Source organism: Ensifer adhaerens (genome assembly GCF_020035535.1).
GTDB lineage: Bacteria > Pseudomonadota > Alphaproteobacteria > Rhizobiales > Rhizobiaceae > Ensifer.
Genome location: NZ_CP083349.1, coordinates 3,132,691 through 3,153,185 on the forward strand (window position 1 = coordinate 3,132,691; position 20,495 = coordinate 3,153,185).

The 20,495-nt window shown below is 62.3% G+C and carries 19 protein-coding genes; 6 read left to right on the forward strand and 13 right to left on the reverse strand.

Annotation, left to right across the window (positions count from 1 at the left end):
* Window positions 1-150: 150 nt before the first annotated feature.
* Together LAC81_RS15450 and ligD are read left to right on the forward strand one after the other, a co-directional pair.
* Window positions 151-459, forward strand: a complete 309-nt coding sequence (locus LAC81_RS15450; protein WP_223727835.1) for a hypothetical protein — start codon at window positions 151-153, stop codon at window positions 457-459.
* Window positions 459-2,084 (forward strand): non-homologous end-joining DNA ligase, encoded by a 1,626-nt coding sequence (gene ligD, locus LAC81_RS15455; RefSeq protein ID WP_223725514.1) that lies wholly within the window; start codon window positions 459-461, stop codon window positions 2,082-2,084. Before LAC81_RS15450 ends, ligD begins: the two co-directional genes overlap by 1 nt.
* 26 nt (window positions 2,085-2,110) lie before the next feature.
* On the opposite strand, the gene ybgC is transcribed toward ligD, so the two are convergent.
* Window positions 2,111-2,566, reverse strand: coding sequence for a tol-pal system-associated acyl-CoA thioesterase (gene ybgC / locus LAC81_RS15460; protein ID WP_223725515.1), 456 nt, complete (start codon window positions 2,564-2,566; stop codon window positions 2,111-2,113).
* Window positions 2,567-2,690: 124 nt separating this feature from the next.
* Here ybgC and LAC81_RS15465 point away from each other — a divergent pair, with 124 nt between their 5' ends.
* Genes LAC81_RS15465 through LAC81_RS15475 form a run of 3 tightly spaced genes read left to right on the forward strand, consistent with a single transcriptional unit; the run spans window position 2,691 to window position 5,655 of the window.
* Window positions 2,691-3,911: an NAD-dependent epimerase/dehydratase family protein gene (locus LAC81_RS15465; protein WP_223725516.1), complete on the forward strand. Its 1,221-nt coding sequence runs from the start codon at window positions 2,691-2,693 to the stop codon at window positions 3,909-3,911.
* Entirely contained in the window at window positions 3,908-4,768 is an 861-nt protein-coding gene (locus LAC81_RS15470; protein ID WP_223725517.1) for a glycosyltransferase, read from the forward strand. The genes LAC81_RS15465 and LAC81_RS15470 overlap by 4 nt, the downstream gene beginning before the upstream one ends.
* Window positions 4,765-5,655, forward strand: coding sequence for an NAD-dependent epimerase/dehydratase family protein (locus tag LAC81_RS15475; protein ID WP_223725518.1), 891 nt, complete (start codon window positions 4,765-4,767; stop codon window positions 5,653-5,655). The genes LAC81_RS15470 and LAC81_RS15475 overlap by 4 nt, the downstream gene beginning before the upstream one ends.
* A gap of 94 nt (window positions 5,656-5,749) precedes the next feature.
* Here LAC81_RS15475 and LAC81_RS15480 read toward each other — a convergent pair whose 3' ends face one another.
* From LAC81_RS15480 to ruvC, 5 genes are all read right to left on the reverse strand, one after another.
* On the reverse strand, window positions 5,750-6,415 hold the full coding sequence (locus LAC81_RS15480) for a hypothetical protein (protein WP_223725519.1): 666 nt from the start codon (window positions 6,413-6,415) through the stop codon (window positions 5,750-5,752).
* A gap of 472 nt (window positions 6,416-6,887) precedes the next feature.
* Entirely contained in the window at window positions 6,888-7,790 is a 903-nt protein-coding gene (locus tag LAC81_RS15485; protein ID WP_223725520.1) for a metallophosphoesterase, read from the reverse strand.
* Window positions 7,791-8,831, reverse strand: coding sequence for a Holliday junction branch migration DNA helicase RuvB (gene ruvB, locus LAC81_RS15490; RefSeq protein ID WP_065375272.1), 1,041 nt, complete (start codon window positions 8,829-8,831; stop codon window positions 7,791-7,793).
* Window positions 8,832-8,925: 94 nt separating this feature from the next.
* Window positions 8,926-9,543: a Holliday junction branch migration protein RuvA gene (ruvA, locus tag LAC81_RS15495; protein WP_223725521.1), complete on the reverse strand. Its 618-nt coding sequence runs from the start codon at window positions 9,541-9,543 to the stop codon at window positions 8,926-8,928.
* Between the two features lie 116 nt (window positions 9,544-9,659).
* Window positions 9,660-10,172: a crossover junction endodeoxyribonuclease RuvC gene (gene ruvC / locus LAC81_RS15500; protein ID WP_223725522.1), complete on the reverse strand. Its 513-nt coding sequence runs from the start codon at window positions 10,170-10,172 to the stop codon at window positions 9,660-9,662.
* A gap of 170 nt (window positions 10,173-10,342) precedes the next feature.
* On the opposite strand from ruvC, the gene LAC81_RS15505 reads away from it, so the two are divergent.
* Window positions 10,343-11,344 (forward strand): LLM class flavin-dependent oxidoreductase, encoded by a 1,002-nt coding sequence (locus LAC81_RS15505; protein WP_223725523.1) that lies wholly within the window; start codon window positions 10,343-10,345, stop codon window positions 11,342-11,344.
* 9 nt (window positions 11,345-11,353) lie between these two features.
* On the opposite strand, the gene LAC81_RS15510 is transcribed toward LAC81_RS15505, so the two are convergent.
* The 7 genes from LAC81_RS15510 to LAC81_RS15540 form a co-directional block, all read right to left on the reverse strand.
* Window positions 11,354-11,983 carry an HAD hydrolase-like protein gene (locus LAC81_RS15510; protein WP_223725524.1) on the reverse strand — a complete coding sequence of 210 codons (630 nt, stop codon included), beginning with the start codon at window positions 11,981-11,983 and terminating at the stop codon, window positions 11,354-11,356.
* 165 nt (window positions 11,984-12,148) lie between these two features.
* The gene (locus tag LAC81_RS15515; protein ID WP_043625539.1) at window positions 12,149-12,895 is read right to left on the reverse strand and encodes a YebC/PmpR family DNA-binding transcriptional regulator; all 747 of its coding nucleotides are present in this window, start codon (window positions 12,893-12,895) and stop codon (window positions 12,149-12,151) included.
* A gap of 84 nt (window positions 12,896-12,979) precedes the next feature.
* Window positions 12,980-13,462 carry a hypothetical protein gene (locus LAC81_RS15520; protein WP_223725525.1) on the reverse strand — a complete coding sequence of 161 codons (483 nt, stop codon included), beginning with the start codon at window positions 13,460-13,462 and terminating at the stop codon, window positions 12,980-12,982.
* A 17-nt stretch (window positions 13,463-13,479) separates the two neighbouring features.
* Entirely contained in the window at window positions 13,480-14,313 is an 834-nt protein-coding gene (locus LAC81_RS15525) for an MBL fold metallo-hydrolase (RefSeq protein ID WP_223727836.1), read from the reverse strand.
* Between the two features lie 278 nt (window positions 14,314-14,591).
* Window positions 14,592-17,771, reverse strand: coding sequence for an efflux RND transporter permease subunit (locus LAC81_RS15530; protein ID WP_223725526.1), 3,180 nt, complete (start codon window positions 17,769-17,771; stop codon window positions 14,592-14,594).
* Window positions 17,768-18,922 (reverse strand): efflux RND transporter periplasmic adaptor subunit, encoded by a 1,155-nt coding sequence (locus LAC81_RS15535; RefSeq protein WP_223725527.1) that lies wholly within the window; start codon window positions 18,920-18,922, stop codon window positions 17,768-17,770. Before LAC81_RS15535 ends, LAC81_RS15530 begins: the two co-directional genes overlap by 4 nt.
* Window positions 18,923-19,498: 576 nt before the next feature.
* A complete protein-coding gene (locus LAC81_RS15540; protein ID WP_034806196.1) occupies window positions 19,499-20,323 on the reverse strand; it encodes a TIGR00282 family metallophosphoesterase in 825 nt (274 codons plus the stop codon).
* Window positions 20,324-20,495: the final 172 nt, after the last annotated feature.

Here is a 20,495-nt window from a genome sequence, read left to right on the forward strand (position 1 = left end):
CGTCAATTTTGGTCAAAGGATGACGTGCACTGCACAAATCCTGATGCAGTGATTAAGACACCATTATGGTTAAGCAACCGTTACCGTGCTGTGTCTTTGCAGTATCACTTGGCTGCCGGAACTTACGTGGGCGAGGCACGTTTCTTCGCCATGGCCCAGCAGACGACACGACAGCGCGACAAACGCTCTTCCCCACCGCATTTCGATCCGCGGGACAGGCTGATCCTGGCGCTTTATGCCAAACTCAGGGCCGAGCGTGAGACTCGCGCGGCCCTGGAGGACGCGCTTGCCCACGGGGTGCTGTCGACAGACGTTCTTCAGGCAATCATCGCCGATCCGGTTCCAGTCGTTACAAGCGACGACATCGCCCATATCGAACGGGTCCTCGCCCGCGAGCCTCAACCGGCCGTACCCGTTGATAAGATTCCAACCCTCCGACGCCTGGGTGGGGGCGGGTGATGGCCGCACGCCGTGACCCGCTCGCCGAATACAATAAGCGCCGCGACTTCACCTTGACCCGCGAACCCAAAGGCAACCCCGGTCGCAACCACTCGGGCCGCAAGCGCTTCCTCGTGCAAAAGCACGACGCCACGCGTCTGCACTACGATTTCCGGTTGGAATGGGACGGCGTGCTGAAAAGCTGGGCGGTGACCCGCGGACCGAGCCTCAACCCGGAAGACAAGCGGCTTGCAGTCAGAACCGAAGATCATCCTCTTGCCTATGGCGATTTCGAAGGAACGATCCCAGAGAAGCAATATGGCGGCGGCACCGTCATGTTGTGGGACACCGGTTGGTGGGAGCCGGACGAGGATCCCAATCAGGGACTGCGCGACGGCAAGCTCACGTTCAATCTGCATGGCGAACGCATGCAGGGCGGATGGGCATTGGTGCGCATGCGCCCGCGACCGGGCGAAAAGCGCGAGAACTGGTTGCTGATCAAGGACGTTGACGACGTAGCCTCGCAGGATGGCGAGGCTTTGCTGGAGGATCACCAGACGAGTGTCGCCACCGGCCGCACCATGGACCAGATCGCCTCGGGAAAGGGCGAAACGAAGAAGCACGTCTGTGCCTCCAAAGAGGAGGACAAGGAGGGAAAGGCCGTGACAGCCGAAACGACGAAAGCTGCAACGAAACCTCAGGGCAAAGCGACAAAGCCGGCAAACGCGAAGCAAGCCTCGTCCGACGAAACCGTTCTCGGCGTGCGCATCACCCACCCGGACCGCATCCTGTTCGAGGGCCAAGCGATCAGCAAGCTGGACCTCGCCCGCTACTACGCGGTGGTTGCCGACCGCATGCTGCCCTATGCCGCCGAACGGCTCCTGTCGTTGGTGCGTGCCCCACAGGGCGTCAGTGGGCCACGCTTCTACCAGAAGCATGCAAGCGACGGATTTCCCGACGAGATCAAGGAAGTCGCGATCACGGAAGGCTCAGGCGAGACGGAAAACTACATGTATGTGCGCGATGCCAAGGGATTGGTCGCCGCTGTCCAGATGGGCACGCTGGAGTTGCATATATGGGGATCGCGCGTCGACAAGCTGGAAAGTCCCGATCGACTGGTCTTCGATCTTGATCCTGATGAAGGTCTCGACTTCGAACTGGTCAAGGGCGCGGCCATGGTCCTGCGCGATGCGCTCGATGAGATCGGGCTGAAATCGGCTCCCATGGTCACGGGCGGAAAGGGCATCCATGTCATCGTGCCGTTGACGGCACGCGTCAACTGGCCGCAAGCCAAGGCCTTTGCCAAAACCTTTGCGCAAGGTTTCGTCGATCGTGAACCCGACCGCTTCATCGCGACCATGTCGAAGGAAAAGCGCAAAGGACGCATCTTCATCGACTGGCTGAGGAATGAGCGCGGCGCGACCGCCATTGCCCCTTACTCGACCCGGGCGCGCGCCGACGGACCGGTCGCAACACCCGTCAGTTGGGACGAACTTGCCAATCTCAAGCCCGCCAACCGTTTCCACATCCCCGACATTCTCGAACGGATCGAAAACGGGACGGATCCCTGGCAGGACGTGGCAAAGGTTAGGCAGTCCCTGACCAGGAAGATCATGGACAAGCTCGGGGTGGACGAGCCGGACTGAGCCGTGTTTGCTGTAGTCGTGCCGGGCTAGCCGGCGCTCTCTTTTGCATGCTGGAACTTGTAGGCCAACGCCTCCGGCAGCCGCCGCGGCCGGCCCTGGCCGTTGATGACGGCGATGATCACCTTGGCGGCGATCAACAACTGCTCGCCGCGGCGGATTTCCTGTTGCAGCACCATCTTGGCGCCGCCGGCCTTCTCCGTGACCGTGGTGATCGTCAGGATATCGTCCATGCGCGCCGGCAGCTTGAAGTCGATCTCCATGCGATGCACGACAAAGACCAGGCCTTCGGTGTCGCCCTCGATCGCCAGCGTTGCCTGTTCGACGCCGAGCAGCCGCAGAAAATCCGTTCGGGCGCGCTCCATGAAATGCAGGTAGCGGGCGTGATAGACGACGCCGGAAAAATCGGTGTCTTCGTAATAGACGCGCTGGATCAGCCGATGGCCGCTTTCGGTCAGTTCGCCTGCGAGCGAAATCAGGGACATGCTCTTCTCCGACAAGAATTCCCGATTCCTGTGCAGGAACCAAATGCCATTTGCAAGCATTGCAGCGCTGTCACAATCCTATCCTATCACGTGACGGACTTCCTTTGCGATCAGGAGAACGTGCATGAAGATTGCAATTCTCGGCGGCGACGGTTTCGTCGGTTGGCCCACGGCCCTTCACCTGTCCGATGCCGGCCACGACGTCCATATCCTCGACAATCTCTCCCGCCGTTGGATCGATACGGAACTCGGCGTGCAATCGCTGACGCCGATGGATTCGATCCAGGAACGCACCCGCATCTGGCACGCCGAAACCGGCCGCCGCATCCATTTCAACCTGATCGATCTTGCCCGCGACTACGAACTGCTCAAGAACTGGCTCCACGAGCACCGCCCGGATGCGATCGTGCATTTTGCCGAGCAACGGGCCGCGCCCTATTCCATGAAGAGCGACCGCCACAAGAACTACACGGTCAACAACAACGTCAACGCCACCCACAATCTCCTGAATGCCCTGGTCGAGCTCGGGCTCGACGCACATCTCGTGCACCTCGGCACCATGGGAGTCTACGGCTACTCCACCGTCGGCGCGGCGATCCCCGAGGGATACCTGCCCGTCGGTATCGAAACGATGGGCGGCGAGACCGTCAGCCAGGAAATCCTCTATCCGTCCAATCCCGGCTCGATCTACCACATGACCAAGTGCCTGGATCAGTTGCTCTTCCAGTTCTATGCGAAGAACGATGGCCTGCGGATCACCGATCTGCACCAGGGCATCGTCTGGGGCACCCACACCGAGCAGACGCGCCGCCACCCGCAGTTGATCAACCGCTTCGACTATGACGGCGACTACGGCACCGTCTTGAACCGCTTCCTCATACAGGCGGCAATAGGCTATCCGCTGACCGTACACGGCACCGGCGGCCAGACGCGCGCCTTCATTCACATCCAGGATTCGGTCCGCTGCATCGAACTGGCGCTCCAGAACCCGCCGGCCCGCGGCAGCCGCGTCGAGATCTTCAACCAGATGACCGAGACCCACCGCGTGCGCGACCTCGCCGAAATGATTGCATCGATATCAGGCGCGCAGATCGCCTGGCTACCGAACCCGCGCAAGGAAGCGGCCGAGAACGAACTCGTCGTCCACAATGAGAAGTTCCTGGCACTCGGCCTCAACCCGACCCGGCTGCGGGACGGGTTGCTTACAGAAATCGTCGATGTCGCGAAGAAATTCGCCTATCGTGTCGATAGAACGCGCGTGCCGGCCGTCTCCGCCTGGACCAAGGACATCGCGCCGCTCATCAACCACGACCCAGAGGGCAAGCGGCTGAAATCCGTTTCATGACATCGACCGACCCATCGGAGGGGCTTAGCCCCTCCTCGCCGCCTTCCGCCGACCATGCCTACGTGACGCTCGTCACCAATACCGACTATGCGCTCGGCGCTCGCGCGCTCGCGCGCTCCATCCGGCTCACAGGCACCAGGGCGGATATCGTCGTGCTCCACACCGCCAGCGTTTCGATCGAAGCGCTGGCGCCGCTTGCAGAATTCCAATGCCGGCTGGTCGAGACCGACCTGTTGCCACTCTCCGACGCCTTTAACGAGCGTCATCAGCGCCGGAACGTGCATGAGAAGGCGCCCTTCACCAAGGGCCGCAAGCCGGAGTTTCACTCACCGCTCGACAATTTCTGCAAGCTCCGGCTCTGGCAGCTTAGCGAATACCGACGCTGCGTCTTCATCGACGCTGACGCGATCGTGCTCAAAAACATCGACCGGCTATTTGCCTACCCGGAATTCTCTGCCGCGCCCAATGTCTATGAAAGCCTCGCCGACTTTCACCGGCTGAATTCCGGCGTCTTCGTCGCTCAACCGTCGCGGACGACATTCGCGCAGATGCTCGCCCGCCTCGACGCCCCCGACGCCTTCTGGCCGCGCACCGACCAGACCTTCCTGCAGACTTTCTTCCCGGACTGGCACGGCCTGCCGGTAACGATGAACATGTTGCAATATGTCTGGTTCAACATGCCCGATCTCTGGGACTGGCGCTCGATCGGCGTGCTGCACTTCCAGTATGAAAAGCCCTGGGAGAAGGATCACCCCCGAGCCGAGATCCTGCAGCCGCTGATCGACCTCTGGTTCGCCTACTTGACCGGGAACGGCATTCCGGAAATCGCCTCCCTACCCAATCCGGCATGCCGATGAGCCGGGTACTTGTCTCCGGCGGCACCGGCTTCGTCGGCCGCTTCATCGTCGAGCACCTGGCCGACCACGGCTACGAGGTCGTCGTCGGGGCACGCACTCCGCCGGTAACCGGGCACTTCCGGGCCCCGACCGCATTTCAGCCGCTGGCACTCGATGCGACGCGCGATCAAGGTCCAGCCTTCGCGAATATCGACCATTTTGTCCACGCGGCCTTTGAACATGTGCCGGGACGCTACCGGGGTGGCGAAGGAAACGACCCCGAAGGCTTTCGCCTGGCCAATCTGGACGGCAGCCTTCGTCTCTTTCGGGAGGCGCGCACGAGCGGGGTGAAAACCTGCCTGTTTCTGTCGAGCCGTGCCGTCTACGGCGAGCAGATGCCGGGCCTGGAACTCATGGAAGAAACGCCGTGCCGGCCGGAAACGCTCTACGGCCGCCTCAAGCTCGAGGCTGAACAGGCGCTGGCCGCCATGTCCGGCCGGGAATTCAGGCCCGTCAACCTGCGGGTCACCGGTGTCTACGGCGAGACGCGCCCCGGCACCCGCCACAAGTGGCAGCAACTCTTCTCGGACTACCTCGCCGGACGCCCGGTCTTTCCGCGCGCGGGCACGGAGGTGCATGGCGACGATGTCGGCGCAGCGGTCCGATTGGCAATCGAAAGCCCGCGTGAACCTGCCGGGTGCGCGACCCTCAATGTCTCCGACGTGCTTGTCGAAAACCGCGCGCTCCTTGCCATTGTCAAGGAGATCACCGGCAGCACGCATGCCTTGCCGGATACAGCGCCCGTAGCGTGCTTCAATGCCATGGATACCCGAAGGCTGAGAGGAATGGGCTGGCAGCCGGGCGGAATCGAGCGGTTGCGGCGAACGATCGAAGCTCTGCTCGCCTGACATCATGCGGAAAGGCCCAGCGTCGCGGACGCCGGGCCTTTCTTGTCGCGCCGAAACCAGCGCCGATCGGGCAGTCGATCAGCTGCCGGGGCGGTCAGGCGACCGCGGGAAGTTCCATTTCCGGCTCAACGCGCGAAGAGGACCTGGCTCTCACTGCCGAGCCCGGTACGACGAAGAGCAGACTGTGCGCAAAGGCAATGGCTGCGGCGAGCAGCACCGCATAGGCCATCAGGATGGCAGTCATCGGTACAACGAAGTTGAGTTGCGGCAGCGCGCCGAGCATCAGCGGCACATACCAGGATGTGGCCGAGACGGCGCCGGAGACGAGGAAAACGCTGCGCTGCGTCGTCGACATGCCATCCATCAGCGACGAACCGATCTGCGCCTTCACCTTCGGCAGGATGACCGCGTGGATGAACGCACCGTTGATCGTCAGGATGGCGACGATGGTCATCTTCGCCCAGACTTTTTCGTTGCCGAGCTTGATCGGCTCGAAGAAGCCGTAATAGGCCAGGAAGCCGAAACCGGTGACCCAGAGGAGGATCAACCCCCAATTGACGATCTTCGACCCGAAGTGAAACACAGCGAAGTGCTCCGGTGACACCTTGCCCTTGATGAAGAAGCGCAGGATCATGAGGTCGAGAACGGTGGCGGCACCCAATCCGAGCGCAAGGCCGATGAAATGAAGGATGCGCAGGCCTGTTTTCAGTCCGATGACGAGATCCAGGCTCAGGGTATTAATCAGAAACGTGAGTCCCATTAGAAAAGTACCTTCCGATGTCGTTAGCATCACATGGGAACGGCACCCCCCACTAATTTGGCGCCTCTTCGTGTTCCCTCAGACCATGTGAAATAACGCTGAACGCAATACGCTTCCGTCTGTCCCTAGGCGGCATGTGATACTGTTACGCCCGTTGTCGCCTTAGACGCTAGTCCATACTTTGCCGCATTTTTGACACCTTTCAGCGTCTGCAAACTGGCCTTTGGACTAGGTCTGGCGTCGCCCGGGCTCTAGGTACGGGCGAAATCGGCTCAAAGCGCGGCATCGCTGTGGCGAGATTAAGAATATTGTAAAATAGTCACATTGAATACGAATTCGCAGATCGCAGCCGTTACCCCTTGAAACGGCCAGGCACATCACCAACGACGGAGACAGGCGACGCTTGGCCCGCCCCACGGCAACCCCGTCCGACAAGGGTGGCGGACACCCGTCGCGCACGGCGCGGGCGTGATTACCCGAGATCGATGACGACGATCTCCGGCGGGACGCCGAAACGGACAGGCGCGAGAGAGCAGCCGAGCCCGCCCGAGACAATCAGGTTGCGGTCGTCCTCGACCATATGGCCATAGGCGTAGCGATCGCCGAAGCGCGAAGGCACCACCGGCGCATAGCCGAGAAACCGTACCTGGCCACCGTGGGTATGACCCGACAGCGTCAGCGCGACCCGCGCGGGAACGCTCGGGAAGATGTCCGGCTCGTGGGCAAGCAGAATGACAGGATCACCGTCGGCCACCTGGGCAAGCGTGCCGTCGAGATCGTCGAGACCTGTCATGCGCTGGCGCTGCCACTTCTTGCCCGGCACCAGGGCAAGCTGGTCTTCGAGACCGGCAATCCAGAAGCCCTGCCCGTCCTTTTCAAGCCGGATCGCCCGATTGCTGTAGACGTTGATGCCGACATCCTGCAGCGCCTTGTGCCCGAAGGTCGGACCAGCGCCATTTCTCTGCGCCGTCTTGTCCTCCCACCAGTCGTGATTGCCCATGACGGCATGAACGCCGAGCGGTGCCGTGAGCGTGGCAAGCGCTTTCGACCATTCGCTGGAATGCACGTAGCTGGTGACGAAGTTCATACCGGCGACATAGTCGCCGAGGAGCACCGTGACATCGCCGCCGAGACTGTTGGCCTGGCGGCAAATCGAAGCGATGCGGCTCGCCGGCATCCACGGCTCGCAAGCATGGATATCCGTGAGCATGACGACACGAAGCTTTAGGCCGGGCGTCCAACCGGGCGGCGTCACCGCGTAACGGGTCACGCTCAGACGAGCCAGTGGTTCCACGGCAAAGGCGTAACCGCCGAGCGCCGCCATGCTGGCGATCCCGCCGCCGATCACTTTCAATAATCCGCGGCGTGTAATCATCTATTCGTCCTCGAGTGTCAGCCGAAACTGCGTCGCCTCGACCTCTTTCGGCGGGTTGAGGCCGATATGTTTCCAGGCATTCGCGGTCAAGATACGGCCGCGCGGTGTTCGCTGGATGAAGCCCTGCTGGATCAGGTAGGGCTCTATGATGTCTTCGATAGCATCGCGCGGTTCCGAGAGGCCAGCGGCGATAGTTTCGATGCCGACAGGACCGCCGGCGAAATTCTGCGCGATCATGAAGAGGTAGCGACGGTCGAGCTGGTCGAGCCCCATGTTGTCGACAAGCAGCCGCGTCAGCGCTTCGTCGGCAATCTGCTTGGTCACGGCTTCGGCGCGCGCCACTTCGGCGAAGTCGCGCACTCGGCGCAACAGCCGGCCGGCAATGCGCGGCGTGCCGCGGGCGCGGCGGGCGATTTCGCGCGCACCGTCGTCGGTCATGCCGAGGCCCATCAGCCTGGCGCCACGCCGGACGATCGATTCCAGTTCCTCGACCGTATAGAAATTGAGCCGCACCGGAATGCCGAAGCGGTCGCGAAGCGGCGTCGTCAAGAGACCGAGGCGGGTCGTCGCCGCCACCAGCGTGAATTTCGACAGGTCGATCTTCACCGAGCGCGCCGCCGGGCCCTCGCCGATGATGAGGTCGAGTTGGAAATCCTCCATCGCCGGATAGAGAATCTCTTCGACGGCAGGGTTGAGCCGGTGGATTTCGTCGATGAAGAGCACGTCACGCTCTTCGAGATTGGTGAGCAGGGCCGCAAGGTCGCCGGCCTTGGCGATGACCGGACCGGAAGTCGAGCGGAAATTGACCCCGAGCTCCTTGGCCATGATCTGCGCAAGCGTCGTCTTGCCGAGACCTGGCGGGCCGACGAAGAGCACGTGGTCCAGCGCCTCGCCGCGGTTCTTGGCCGCCTCGATGAAGATCTTCAGGTTGGCGCGCGCTTCCGCCTGGCCGGTAAACTCGTCCAGCGACTGCGGACGCATGGTCGCGTCGAGATCCTCACCGCGTTTTTCCGGCGTTATCAGACGTGCCGCGTCAGTCATGCATTCGTTCCAGTTGGTCGGTCGTCATGGCGCGGGCACCCACCGGTGTCCGGCCTCTTCCGTTCTGCCTTCTGCGCCCCGCCAAGGCAAGCGCTCATCGCGCCAGTTCCTTGAGGCCGAGGCGAATGAGCTTGGCGCTGTCGCCGCCCTCGCCGCCGTTCTTCAGCGCAGCCGCAACCGCATTGGCCGCCTGGTCACGCGAGTAGCCAAGATTGGTGAGTGCCGAGACAGCATCGGAGACCGGCGCGGACGCGACGCCGTCTCCAAGCTCTTGCTTGAGGCCGATCGACGACGACATTTCACCGGCAAAGGACGGCGCCTTGTTCTTGAGCTCGGTGACGATGCGCACCGCCACCTTCGGGCCGACGCCCGGGGCGCGCGAGACCGAAGTTTTGTCCTGCAGCGCAATGGCATTGGCCAGTTCGCCCGGCGTCAGGGTCGAGAGCACTGCGAGCGCCACTTTCGAGCCGACGCCCTGCACGCTCTGCAACAGCCGGAACCATTCCCGCTCCAGCGCAGTGAGGAAGCCGAAGAGCTTCAACTGATCCTCGCGCACATAGGTCTCGATGAACAGTATCGCCGCCTCGCCGGCGGAGCCAAGCTTGGACAGCGTGCGCGCCGAACAAAAGGCGACATAGCCTACGCCATGCACGTCGAGCACGACATGATCCTCGCCGATCTCGTCGATGGTACCCTTCAATTTGCCGATCATATGGCGTCTCTCGCGGTGGGGGATGGTCGCCCAGACCATCGGAAGATATCTTGTCTCCAGCGTCGCGCGTCTTTCAAGACGCGTAGGGTCGCCGTCATATTTTAGATCTACTGCAACTACGCCATCAATGCGGCGAGCCGGCTGGTAACAGATTGCCGGTTGTGGGCATGGCAGATGGCGATCGCCAACGCGTCCGCTGCATCGTTGCCCTTGAACTCGACCTTCGGCATCAGAACCCTGATCATCATGTGGATCTGCTGCTTCTCGCCATGGCCGACGCCGATCACCGCCTTCTTGACGGCGTTCGGCGCATATTCGGCAACTCTCAGGCCGGCACGCGCCGGCACCAGCATGGCAATGCCGCGCGCCTGGCCAAGTTTCAGCGTCGCGGTCGCGTCCTTGTTGACGAAGGTCTGCTCCACTGCCGCCTCGTGCGGCTGGTAGCTGTGCACCACCTCGGCAAGGCCGTCGTGCAGCTGGCAGAGTCGCGAGGCGAGATCCATGTCTCCATCGGAAGTGACCGTGCCCGAGGCCACGAAGCGCAGCGAATTGCCAAGCGTCTCGATGATGCCCCAGCCAGTGCGGCGCAAACCCGGATCGATGCCGATGATGCGAATCGTATTCTGCATGAAATTCACCCTATGATGCCAGTCTGGACGCTGCCAGCAAAAAGTGAACAAAACAAAAACATACACACAGGCGAGAGGACCCGCGGGGATTTCTTCGCTACCGCCCTTGGATTGAGGAAAATTGAGCTTACATAGCTTTCCATCAATTTCTCTCAATGAAGGCCCTTACCATGGCGACTTTCTCCGTCCTCGATCTCTCCCCGATCACGCAAGGCGGCAGTGTCGCCCAATCGCTCGAAAATTCGCGCCGGCTGGCCCAGGCTGCGGAGGAAAACGGCTATCAGCGCTTCTGGCTGGCAGAGCATCACGGCATGAAGGGCATAGCCAGTGCGGCGACCTCACTGGTGATCTCGCACGTGGCTGCTGCCACCAAGACAATCCGCGTCGGCTCCGGCGGCATCATGCTGCCCAACCACTCGCCGCTGGTGATCGCCGAACAGTTCGGCACGCTGGCAGCTCTTTATCCGGGTCGCATCGATCTCGGCCTCGGCCGCGCGCCCGGCACCGACATGCGCACCGCCCAGGCGCTTCGGCGCAACATGGAGGCGAGCGGCAACAATTTCCCGAACGACGTCGTCGAACTACAGGCGCTGCTCGGCCCGGTGGCCGAAGACCAGAAGATCATCGCCGTTCCGGGTGCCGATACCAATGTGCCGATCTGGCTGCTGGGCTCCAGCCATTTCAGCGCCCATCTCGCCGGCATGCTCGGCCTCCCCTTCGCCTTCGCTTCGCACTTCGCGCCAGACATGCTGCTCTCGGCGCTAGAGATCTACCGCGAACGCTTTACGCCGTCGGAAACACTCGAAAAGCCGCACGTCATGGTCGGCGTCATGGGTGTCGCCGCCGATACGGACGAGGAGGCGAACTACCTTTTCACCTCGATGCAGCAATCCTTTGTCGCGCTGCGTCGCAATGCGCGCGGGCAGTTCCCGCCGCCGGTCCAGTCGATGGATGGACTCTGGAGCTATGATGAAAAGATCTTCGTCGACCATTCGATGATGTATGCGGTGGTCGGCGGGCCAGAGACGATCCGCCGCAAGATCGCGACCTTCCTCGAGCAGACAAAAGCCGACGAGCTGATCATCTCCATGCCGATCTTCGACATGGACGCCCGCCTGAATTCGCTTCGCCTTTTCGCGGACGCGCAGAAGGAGCTCGCCAAGGCCGCCTGACGCTAGGGATCAGTTCACGCCGAAGGCCGGTGCGATCTCCTCTACGCTGGCGAAGAACCGATCCGGCCCGAGCTTCTGCAGGAAAGCCGGGTCGGCATAGCCCCAGGCCACGGCACCCGCGGCAATGCCGGCCTTGCGCGCCGCCTCGATGTCGCGCGCCTCGTCCCCGATCGCGAGGAACCGGGCGGGATTCAGGCCGGAGTATCGGATCGCCTTCTTGAAATGCTGCGCCTTGCCGAAGAGAGCGGCGCCGCATTCGAACAGGTCCACAGCGGCAGCTACTTCTCCGAGCGCAGCGCGAATGCCCTCTTCCGCGTTCGAACTGACGATGGCGATGCCGATACCGGCAGCCTTCAACCGCGCCAACAGCTCGGCAACGCCCGGAAACAGCCGGACGGAGGCGGCCTCGGCCGCCATGGCCCGGCGCATGAAGGTGGCAATCTGCGGCAACTTCCATACGGGCACGCCGAGATGCGCGATGATTTCGCGGTTGCCCATAGTTCTCAGCGACTGGAATTCCGCAATGGAAAGCTCCCGAAAGCCGTAGCAACGCGCAGCGCTGTTGCAGGCGGCCATGAAGCTCGCCGCCGTATCGGCCAGCGTGCCATCGAAATCGAAGATCGCGAACTGATAGGTCATCAGCGCCACATTAACGTTCAAGCGGAAACGCTGGAAGCGGGAAGACGCTCTCGAATCAAAGTGCTAGGGCGTATTTTGCGCGCTCGTCCCGGCGCACGACGCCCAAAGAAGAACCCGTGTCCTTTCGGACACGGGTGAATATTCCGGAACTTGCCGGGCGTCGGATCAGGCCGACAGCTTCGCCAGGATCTCGTCCGACACTTCAAAGTTCGAATAGACGTTCTGGACGTCGTCGTCGTCTTCAAGGATGTCGATGAGCTTCATCAGCGACTGCGCCTTTTCCTCGTCGACCGGAACGGTGTTCTGGGCCTTCCAGATCGCCTTGACCGTTTCGGCTTCGCCGAGCGTGTCTTCGAGCGCCTTGGAGACTTCGCCGATCGCCTCGAAGCCGCAGATGATCGTGTGACCGTCCTCGTCGGTGGTGACGTCGTCGGCACCTGCTTCGATCGCCGCGTCCATCACCTTGTCGGCGTCACCGACCGAAAGCTTGTAGGTGATCTCGCCGACACGGTCGAAGGAGAAGGAAACCGAACCGGTTTCACCGAGCGCACCGCCGGCCTTGGTGAAGGTCGAGCGCACGTTGGAGGCGGTACGGTTGCGGTTGTCGGTCAAGGCTTCGACGATGACGGCAACGCCACCGGGGCCGTAACCCTCGTAGCGGACTTCTTCGTAGTTCTCCGCGTCTCCGCCGGAGGCCTTCTTGATCGCCCGTTCGATGTTGTCCTTCGGCATCGACTGCGCCTTGGCGTTCTGGATCGCCAGGCGCAAGCGCGCGTTCATCGCCGGGTCGGGCATACCGGACTTGGCGGCAACCGTGATTTCGCGCGCGAGCTTGGAAAACATTTTCGAGCGCACCGCATCCTGACGGCCCTTGCGGTGCATGATGTTCTTGAACTGTGAATGGCCAGCCATGGCACCCTCTGCATGCATGATTATGTAGGAATGGGGCGCCTTATAGTTTTATTGCCGCTTTTCGTCCAGCCGGGGCGCGGCTTTTCAGTCGGCCGATACCTGCGCGCGGCTCAAGAGGAAGCTGTGTCCGTCATCGCGACGGCACGAAAGGCCGGTGCGTTCGGAGGCGCAGGAAAACGGCCCCCGCACCCAGCTTTGCCCATAGTCGAGCACCGGGCCGGAGGAACAACAGCTCGGATCGCCGACGGCGTGATCAAGCATGGCTGCACCCGTACGGCCCATTGTGGCCCGAACGTAATGCGGCGTGACGATATCGCAGGCAAGCTCGGGGCCGCCGTCGGCGGGCTGGTAGACCGGCGTGCCGCCGGCCGGCGTATAGACGCAGCCGATATTGCCCGAGGGCATCACGAACACCTCCTGCTTGCCCGCCGGTCGCACCGTGGTTTCAGGTGGGTTCTGCAGTTGTTGTCCTTCGGGAGAGGGCATGCGGGGCGGAGGCGCGCCGCCTGCCTCGGCAAGGGTCGACAGGGACAGGAAAAGCGAAACGCCAACTACAAGCAACTTCATCGGGCGATCCTGAAAGTTCAGACGCCCTGCAGAATATAAATCAGAGGTTTGCTTGGCAAGGAACGCAACGAGACTTTGACGCTGGCACTCTCCGCGAAGCGTTTGTCGTAGTCTTCGCCGAACATATCGAGGAAAGCATCGATTGGCGGGCCGCGGCGGTGCATCGGCAGGATCAACGACGAGCGCAGCCGGCTGACCACCCGGCTCATGCTTTCCGCCCCCATGGTCAGGCCACCATCGACAGGTACCATCACGACGTCGAGCCTGCCGATCTGGCGATAGTGGCTGTCGTCGAGTTCGTGGTGAAGATGCCCGAGATGGCCGATGCAGAGATCCGCCACCTCGAAGATGAAGATCGAGTTGCCGTCGTGCTCCATCCCGCCGGCGGCGCGAATATCGGTGGTGACGTTGCGAATGTAGGCGTCGCCAACCACGAGATCGTGACGGGCGGGCTTGCCGCTGTCGCCCCAGCCGTGCAGGACGTTCCTGATCGCCGGGTCGGGCGAAAGCGTGTAGTGGCTCGAATGCGCCTTGTTCATCGTTGCGACCGTCGGCGGCGCCGAGGGCGCGAACCAGCCATTGTAGTCGGTTGCGATCGACACGCCGCCGGGTGTCTCGATCAGGAAGGTGGAATGGCCGAGATAGGTTATCGTCACCTCGGCGACCGCCGCCTGTCTCTTGGCGGCAGCAGCGGGAGTGAAGCTGGCGAAGGTCGCCTGGGGTATAGCCTCTGCAATCGCCTGGCATTGGCTGGCGTGGCTTGGCGGTTGTTGCGCATGCGCGACCGAAGGCCAGAACGCATGAATGAGCCATATGGCGGCGAACGTGTAGACAAGGTACCGGAGCATCAGCCTTCACCTCTCTCACTTTGCTTGACCTCGGGCCTGAGAGCCGCGTGGAGTGAAGCCGTTGAACAGCGAATGGAAGCCTTTGCCTTCGCTCGGCCTGATGATGGCGTCACGGGCGGTGAGAGAATTGTTCAAGCTTTCGGCCTCGTCCAGTTACAAACGGCAGGCTCTGCTCACGTTTTCGTCACCGCGCCCAATTGCGAGCCGGGAAATGGCCCCTGTTCAACGGCAAATGCCCCGGCATTGCTACCGGGGCATCGCCACTTTCTAGGGGGCCTTCGCTACTCCGCCGGATGGGTGGCGGGCCCTGTCGCCACAACCGGTTTGCGCCGCCGGAACGACCTGAGCGCCACGTAAAAGACCGGCGTCAGGAACAGGCCGAGGAACGTCACGCCGAGCATGCCTGAGAACACCGCGGTGCCGAGCGACTGGCGCATTTCAGCACCCGGGCCGGTGGCGATCATCAGCGGCACCACGCCGAGGATGAAGGCAAAAGCGGTCATCAGGATCGGCCTGAGACGCAACTGGCTTGCCTCCACCGCCGCCTCGATCGGCGTCTTGCCTTCGTCCTCGCCTTGCCGCGCGAACTCGACGATCAGGATCGCGTTCTTGGCCGCAAGGCCGATCAGCACGATAAGCCCGATCTGGGTCAGCACGTTGTTGTCGAGGCCGCGGACGAACACGCCGACCAGCGCGGCGAGCACGCCGAGCGGTACGATCAGGATGATCGCCAGCGGCAGCACCCAGCTTTCGTACTGGGCCGACAGCGCCAGGAACACAAAGACCACCGACAGCGCGAAGATGAACACTGCAGTATTGCCGGTCTGCCGTTCCTGGAAAGCAAGCTCCGTCCATTCGAAGGTCGTGCCCTGCGGCAGGATCTGGGCGGCCAGTGCCTCCATCTTGTCGAGTGCAGTGCCCGTCGAGACGCCGATACCGGGGTTGCCCTGGATCGGAACAGACACATACATGTTATAGCGCTGAACCAGCGTCGGGCCGGCGGTGTCCTTGATTTCGACGAGCGTCCCCATCGGCACAAGCGCGCCGGTGGCGGAGCGAACCTTCAAGGCAAGGATGTCGTCACGCTCGATGCGGTACTGCTGATCGGCCTGCGCCCGTACCTGGTAGACACGGCCGAAGGCGTTGAAGTCGTTGACGTAGGAGGTGCCGAGGTTGATCGACAGCGCCTCGAAGATATTGGGGATCGGCACGTTGAGCGTACGCGCCTTGTCGCGATCGATCGCCAGGAAGTATTGCGGGCTCGAGGCCGAGAATGTGGTGAACACCCCGGTCAACCCCTCCGTCTGGTTGGCAGCACCCATCATCTGATAGGCGAGTCCCAGCGCCCGGCGCATGTCGGAGCCCTGGCGGTCCATGATCTGCATCTTGAAGCCGCCGGAGTTGCCGATGCCGCGCACCGAAGGCGGCGGCACGGCGATGATGAAGGCCTCCTGGATACTCTGCAGGCTGCCGTACAGCTGACCGATGATCTGGTTGGCGCCCTGCCCGTGCTTCAGTCGTTCCTCGAAGCTTTCGAAGGATGCGAAAACCACGCCCGAATTGGATGCGTTGGTGAAGGTCGCACCGTTGAAGCCGGCAAAGGCAACGGCACTCTTTACGCCGGGCACATCCTCGATGATCTTCGAGGCCCGCTTGACCACGGCATCGGTCCGGTCGAGCGAGGCCCCGTCCGGAAGCTGGATGACGACGATCGCATAGCCCTGGTCCATCGTCGGCACGAAGCCGCGCGGCACGATCTGCGCCATGTACCAGGTCGCTCCGAGCAGGCCGACGAAAACGATGAGGGCCGCGGCCAGCGCCGTCTTCGTCGAAACCAGCTTGCGCACGATAAAGGCGTAGCCTTCGGCCATGCGGTCGAAGCCGTTGTTGAAGCCGTTTGCCAGTGACCGGCCGAAACGCGTGATCGGATTGCGGCTCTCGTGGTGGCCGTTCTCATGCGGTTTTAGAAGAATCGCTGCCAGTGCGGGCGACAGCGTCAGCGAGTTGAAGGCGGAAATGACCGTTGCGACCGAGATCGTCACCGCGAACTGCAGATAGAACTGGCCGGCGATACCGGGGATGAAGGCCGTCGGCACGAAGACGGCGGTCAACACCAGCGAGATGGCGATGACCGCAGCCCCCACTTCGTCCATGGTCACATGCGAAGCCTCGCGCGGGGTCATGCCGCGCGCCAGATTTCGCTCGACGTTCTCCACCACCACGATCGCATCGTCGACGACGATACCGATCGCCAGCACCAGGCCGAACAGCGTCAGCATGTTCAGCGAGAAGCCGAAGGCGTAGAGGAAGGCGAAGGTGCCGACGAGCGACACCGGGATCGCGACGATCGGGATGATCGCCGTGCGCCAGGACTGCAGGAAGACGAGAACGACGATGGCGACGAGAATCGCCGCCTCGGCGATCGTCTTGTAGACCTCGTTGATCGATTCCGAGATGAACTCGGTCGGGTTGTAGACGATCCGGTATTCGAGGCCGTCGGGGAAATCCCGCGACACGTCGGTCATCACCTTCTGGATCTGCTCGGCGGCGTCGAGCGCATTGGTGCCCGGCCGCGAGAAGATGCCGAGCGCCACCGCCGGGCTACCGTCCAGATAGCTGTTGTTGACGTATTCGCGCGCGCCGAGCTCGATGCGGGCGACGTCCTGCAGCTGCACGAGGCGACCGGTTTCGGTGGCCTTGACGATGACGTAGCGGAATTGCCGCGCATCGCTGAAGCGGCCGTCCGTGGTGACGGTATACTGGAACGCGCTGTCACCCGGCGCCGGCGGACCACCGATCGAGCCGCCGGAGACCTGCACGTTCTGTTCGCGAAGCGCCTGCACGACATCGCCCGCCGTCATGCCATAGGCCGAAAGCTTTTCCGGATCGAGCCAGACGCGCAGTGCATATTCGCGCTCGCCGAACAGGATGACGTCGCCGACGCCGTCGAGCCGCACCAGCAGGTCGCGAATGCGCGTGCGTGCATAGTTCGAGACGTAGAGCTGGTCGTAACGTTCGGTCGGCGAGAGCAGATGCACGACCATCATCAGGTCGGGCGAACTCTTCGCCGTGGTGATGCCGATGCGCCGAACCTCTTCCGGCAGGCGTGGTTCGGCGATCGACACGCGGTTCTGCACCAGCACCTGCGCCTGGTCGAGATCGGTGCCGAGCTTGAAGGTGATTGTCAGCGCCATCGAACCATCGGCGGTCGAATAGGAGGACATGTAGAGCATGTTCTCGACGCCGTTGATTTCCTGTTCGAGCGGCGTTGCCACGGTATTGGCGACCGTGTCGGCGTCGGCGCCGGGATAGGCCGCCCGCACGACGATGGTCGGCGGGGCGATTTCCGGATACTGCGCCACCGGAAGCTGGAAATAGGCGATGCTGCCGACGATCAGGAGAACGATCGAAAGCACCGATGCGAAGATCGGTCGGTCGACGAAAAAGTGAGCGAACCTCATTGCGCCGTCCCCGCCGCTTGCGCCTCGGGGGGAAGCTGAACCATCTCGGGCTTCACCTTGGTGCCGGGGCGTGCCCGCATCAGGCCGTTGACGACGATGGTCTCATCACCGGTCATGCCTGAGCGGATGACGCGATAGCCGTGCAGCTTCGGTCCAAGGCGCACCGGCTTGGTCACCACCGATCCATCCCCGGTCACCTCGTAGACGATGCGCTCGTTCTGGTCGGCGCCGATCGCCTCGTCCGGAATGAGCACGGCCTTGTAGGTGTTCGAGCCTTCGATCTGCACGCGGCCGAAGAGACCCGGCTGCAGAACCAGCTTCGGGTTCTCAAGACGGGCACGCACGCGCATCGTGCCGCTCTGCGGATCAACACGGTTTTCGGCAAAGTCGAGCTTGCCCTTGAACGGTTCTTCATTGGAGTCGGCGATGGTGACCAGCACCTCCAGCGCACCGCCGCCTTCCTGCAACGCACTGCCACGTTCGCGCGCGACCCGCGCATAGGAAAGCAGCCGCCGCTCGTCGACGTCGAAATAGAAGTCGATCGGGTCGAGCGAGACGATCGTCGTCAGGACGGTCTGATCGGCCTGCACAAGGTTGCCCGGCGACAGCAGACGCCGGTCGACACGACCGCTCAGCGGTGCGGTGATTGTGGTGTAGTCGAGGTCGAGCTTGGCGCGCTCCACCGCCGCTTCTGCGCCGCGCACCAGCGCCTGCGCCGAAAGCAGTTCGCGGCGATGGTCGTCGAGCGTCGATATCGATAGCGTGCCGGTGCCCGTCAACGATTGCGTCCGCTTGAATTGCGCTTCTGCGAATTCCAGCGACGAGCGCGCCGATTCCAGCGTCGACTCGGCCTGGGACAAAGACGTGCGATAGGGGCGCTGGTCGATGACGAAGAGCTTGTCGCCCTTCTTCACCAGGGCGCCATCGGTGAAGTTGACCTCGTCGAGATAACCGCCGATGCGGGCGCGAACCTGCACCTCGTCGACCGGTTCGAACCGGCCGATGAATTCGTCGCTGTCGATCACGTCACGCACCACCGGCTTGGCGACGGTCACGACGGGCAATTGCGCGTCCTGCGCTTGGGCACCAACTGCGAAAAGAAGGGAAAGAGAAGCGCCGACGATCATCGGCAAATGCCACTTAGACAACATGCATGCCCTCCGAATGCACAAGACCATTCCACCGGTCGCGAGACCTCCTGAAATGACCTAACTCTTTGAAACCACACCACTCCTGACGAAATCGCCTCAGACGCCTTCCGGAGTCGCGCTATCATCGCGATGAACGGCCTTCCGGTGCACCATCGCGATCGCCTTGATTGCTCCAGAGCAAGACGTGGAGAGGAACGCTTCCCACCCGCATTGCGCTCTGCACAAATTCCCGGGCCGGCAGCGACCCAAGTCACAAAGTCATGCAAATCAAATGTTGCAGCGGTCTCCGCTCAGGGCCGGCGAACGCTGTTGGATCGAGATCGCCGGGCAGAGAGCACCTGCTCCCGATTGTCCGGTGACGGCAGCACAAGCCCGCAATCCATGACTGCGGACGGTATTCATTCTTGAAAACGCTCGAATGCATCACGCCCCGGCCCGGCGTGATTTCGCGATAACCTGCCATCATTTGATGGGGTTGTCACCTTGAAAAAAATCAATTCCCGGAAGGCGATACGTGGTGGAACGCGCTTCAACCAGAAGCGCGTTCGCCAGGCCGGAAATGCGGCTGGCTTCGCTTTAGGACCAGAAATCCGGGATCGTCTCGGCCAGTCTTGGGCCGAGGCGCAAAGGCGCGATCTTTTCGGCAAGACCGGTGCGATCGGAGATCTCGACGCCGAGGCCGCAGATGGTCGCGGGGCCAGAGGCCGCCTCGAAGCGTCCCTTCGGCATCTTCGAGATGAAGCGGTTGAGCGGCTCTTCCTTGTCCATGCCGAGCGAGGAATCGTAGTCGCCGCACATGCCGGCGTCGCTCATATAGGCGGTACCGCCGTTGAGGATCTGGTGATCGGCGGTCGGCACGTGTGTGTGCGTACCGACGACGAGGCTGGCGCGGCCGTCGACGAAATGGCCGAAGCACTGCTTTTCGCTGGTCGCTTCCGCATGGAAATCGAAGACGATCGCATCCGCCTGCTCGCCGAGCGGACAGGCGTCGAGGATCGCCTCAGCCGACTTGAAGGGATCATCGAGTTCCGGATGCATGAAGACGCGGCCCATGACATTGGCAACCAGAACGCGGGCGCCGTTGCGGGCAAAGAACAGGTTGGAACCGCGGCCGGGCGTGCCGGCCGGGTAGTTGGCCGGGCGAAGAAACTGGTCGTGCCGCTCGCAGAAGACCACCGCTTCCTTCTGGTCCCAGACGTGATTGCCCGTGGTCACCACGTCGGCACCGGCGTTGATCGTCTCGAGGAAGATGTCTTCGGTGATGCCGAAGCCGCCAGCGGCATTTTCGCCGTTGACGATGACGAAATCGAGCTTGAGGTCACCGATCAGTCCCGGAAGCCGCTCCCAGACCGCCGTGCGGCCCGTCTTGCCCACCATATCTCCCAGAAACAGAAGCCTCATGCTCGCTCAAATCCCACCAGGGCAGTTCCGGCGGAAGCGCGTCAGCGATCGTGGCGTCCGGACCTGCGTAAAACAAAGAGGTAGAGCGTCTACACGATCCTGACGCTGCAGGAAACGCCCAAGATCAATTCCAGTGATCCCGTGAAACGGCTCACCGTCTCGACCTTTGCGA

Excerpts from the sequence above, each read along its gene's own strand:
- LAC81_RS15450 (WP_223727835.1), top strand. The coding sequence starts at position 151 with ATGGCCCAGCAGACGACACGACAGCGCGACAAACGCTCTTCCCCACCG.
- ligD (WP_223725514.1), top strand. The coding sequence starts at position 459 with ATGGCCGCACGCCGTGACCCGCTCGCCGAATACAATAAGCGCCGCGAC.
- ybgC (WP_223725515.1), bottom strand. The coding sequence starts at position 2,566 with ATGTCCCTGATTTCGCTCGCAGGCGAACTGACCGAAAGCGGCCATCGG.
- LAC81_RS15465 (WP_223725516.1), top strand. The coding sequence starts at position 2,691 with ATGAAGATTGCAATTCTCGGCGGCGACGGTTTCGTCGGTTGGCCCACG.
- LAC81_RS15470 (WP_223725517.1), top strand. The coding sequence starts at position 3,908 with ATGACATCGACCGACCCATCGGAGGGGCTTAGCCCCTCCTCGCCGCCT.
- LAC81_RS15475 (WP_223725518.1), top strand. The coding sequence starts at position 4,765 with ATGAGCCGGGTACTTGTCTCCGGCGGCACCGGCTTCGTCGGCCGCTTC.
- LAC81_RS15480 (WP_223725519.1), bottom strand. The coding sequence starts at position 6,415 with ATGGGACTCACGTTTCTGATTAATACCCTGAGCCTGGATCTCGTCATC.
- LAC81_RS15485 (WP_223725520.1), bottom strand. The coding sequence starts at position 7,790 with ATGATTACACGCCGCGGATTATTGAAAGTGATCGGCGGCGGGATCGCC.
- ruvB (WP_065375272.1), bottom strand. The coding sequence starts at position 8,831 with ATGACTGACGCGGCACGTCTGATAACGCCGGAAAAACGCGGTGAGGAT.
- ruvA (WP_223725521.1), bottom strand. The coding sequence starts at position 9,543 with ATGATCGGCAAATTGAAGGGTACCATCGACGAGATCGGCGAGGATCAT.
- ruvC (WP_223725522.1), bottom strand. The coding sequence starts at position 10,172 with ATGCAGAATACGATTCGCATCATCGGCATCGATCCGGGTTTGCGCCGC.
- LAC81_RS15505 (WP_223725523.1), top strand. The coding sequence starts at position 10,343 with ATGGCGACTTTCTCCGTCCTCGATCTCTCCCCGATCACGCAAGGCGGC.
- LAC81_RS15510 (WP_223725524.1), bottom strand. The coding sequence starts at position 11,983 with ATGACCTATCAGTTCGCGATCTTCGATTTCGATGGCACGCTGGCCGAT.
- LAC81_RS15515 (WP_043625539.1), bottom strand. The coding sequence starts at position 12,895 with ATGGCTGGCCATTCACAGTTCAAGAACATCATGCACCGCAAGGGCCGT.
- LAC81_RS15520 (WP_223725525.1), bottom strand. The coding sequence starts at position 13,462 with ATGAAGTTGCTTGTAGTTGGCGTTTCGCTTTTCCTGTCCCTGTCGACC.
- LAC81_RS15530 (WP_223725526.1), bottom strand. The coding sequence starts at position 17,771 with ATGAGGTTCGCTCACTTTTTCGTCGACCGACCGATCTTCGCATCGGTG.
- LAC81_RS15535 (WP_223725527.1), bottom strand. The coding sequence starts at position 18,922 with ATGTTGTCTAAGTGGCATTTGCCGATGATCGTCGGCGCTTCTCTTTCC.
- LAC81_RS15540 (WP_034806196.1), bottom strand. The coding sequence starts at position 20,323 with ATGAGGCTTCTGTTTCTGGGAGATATGGTGGGCAAGACGGGCCGCACG.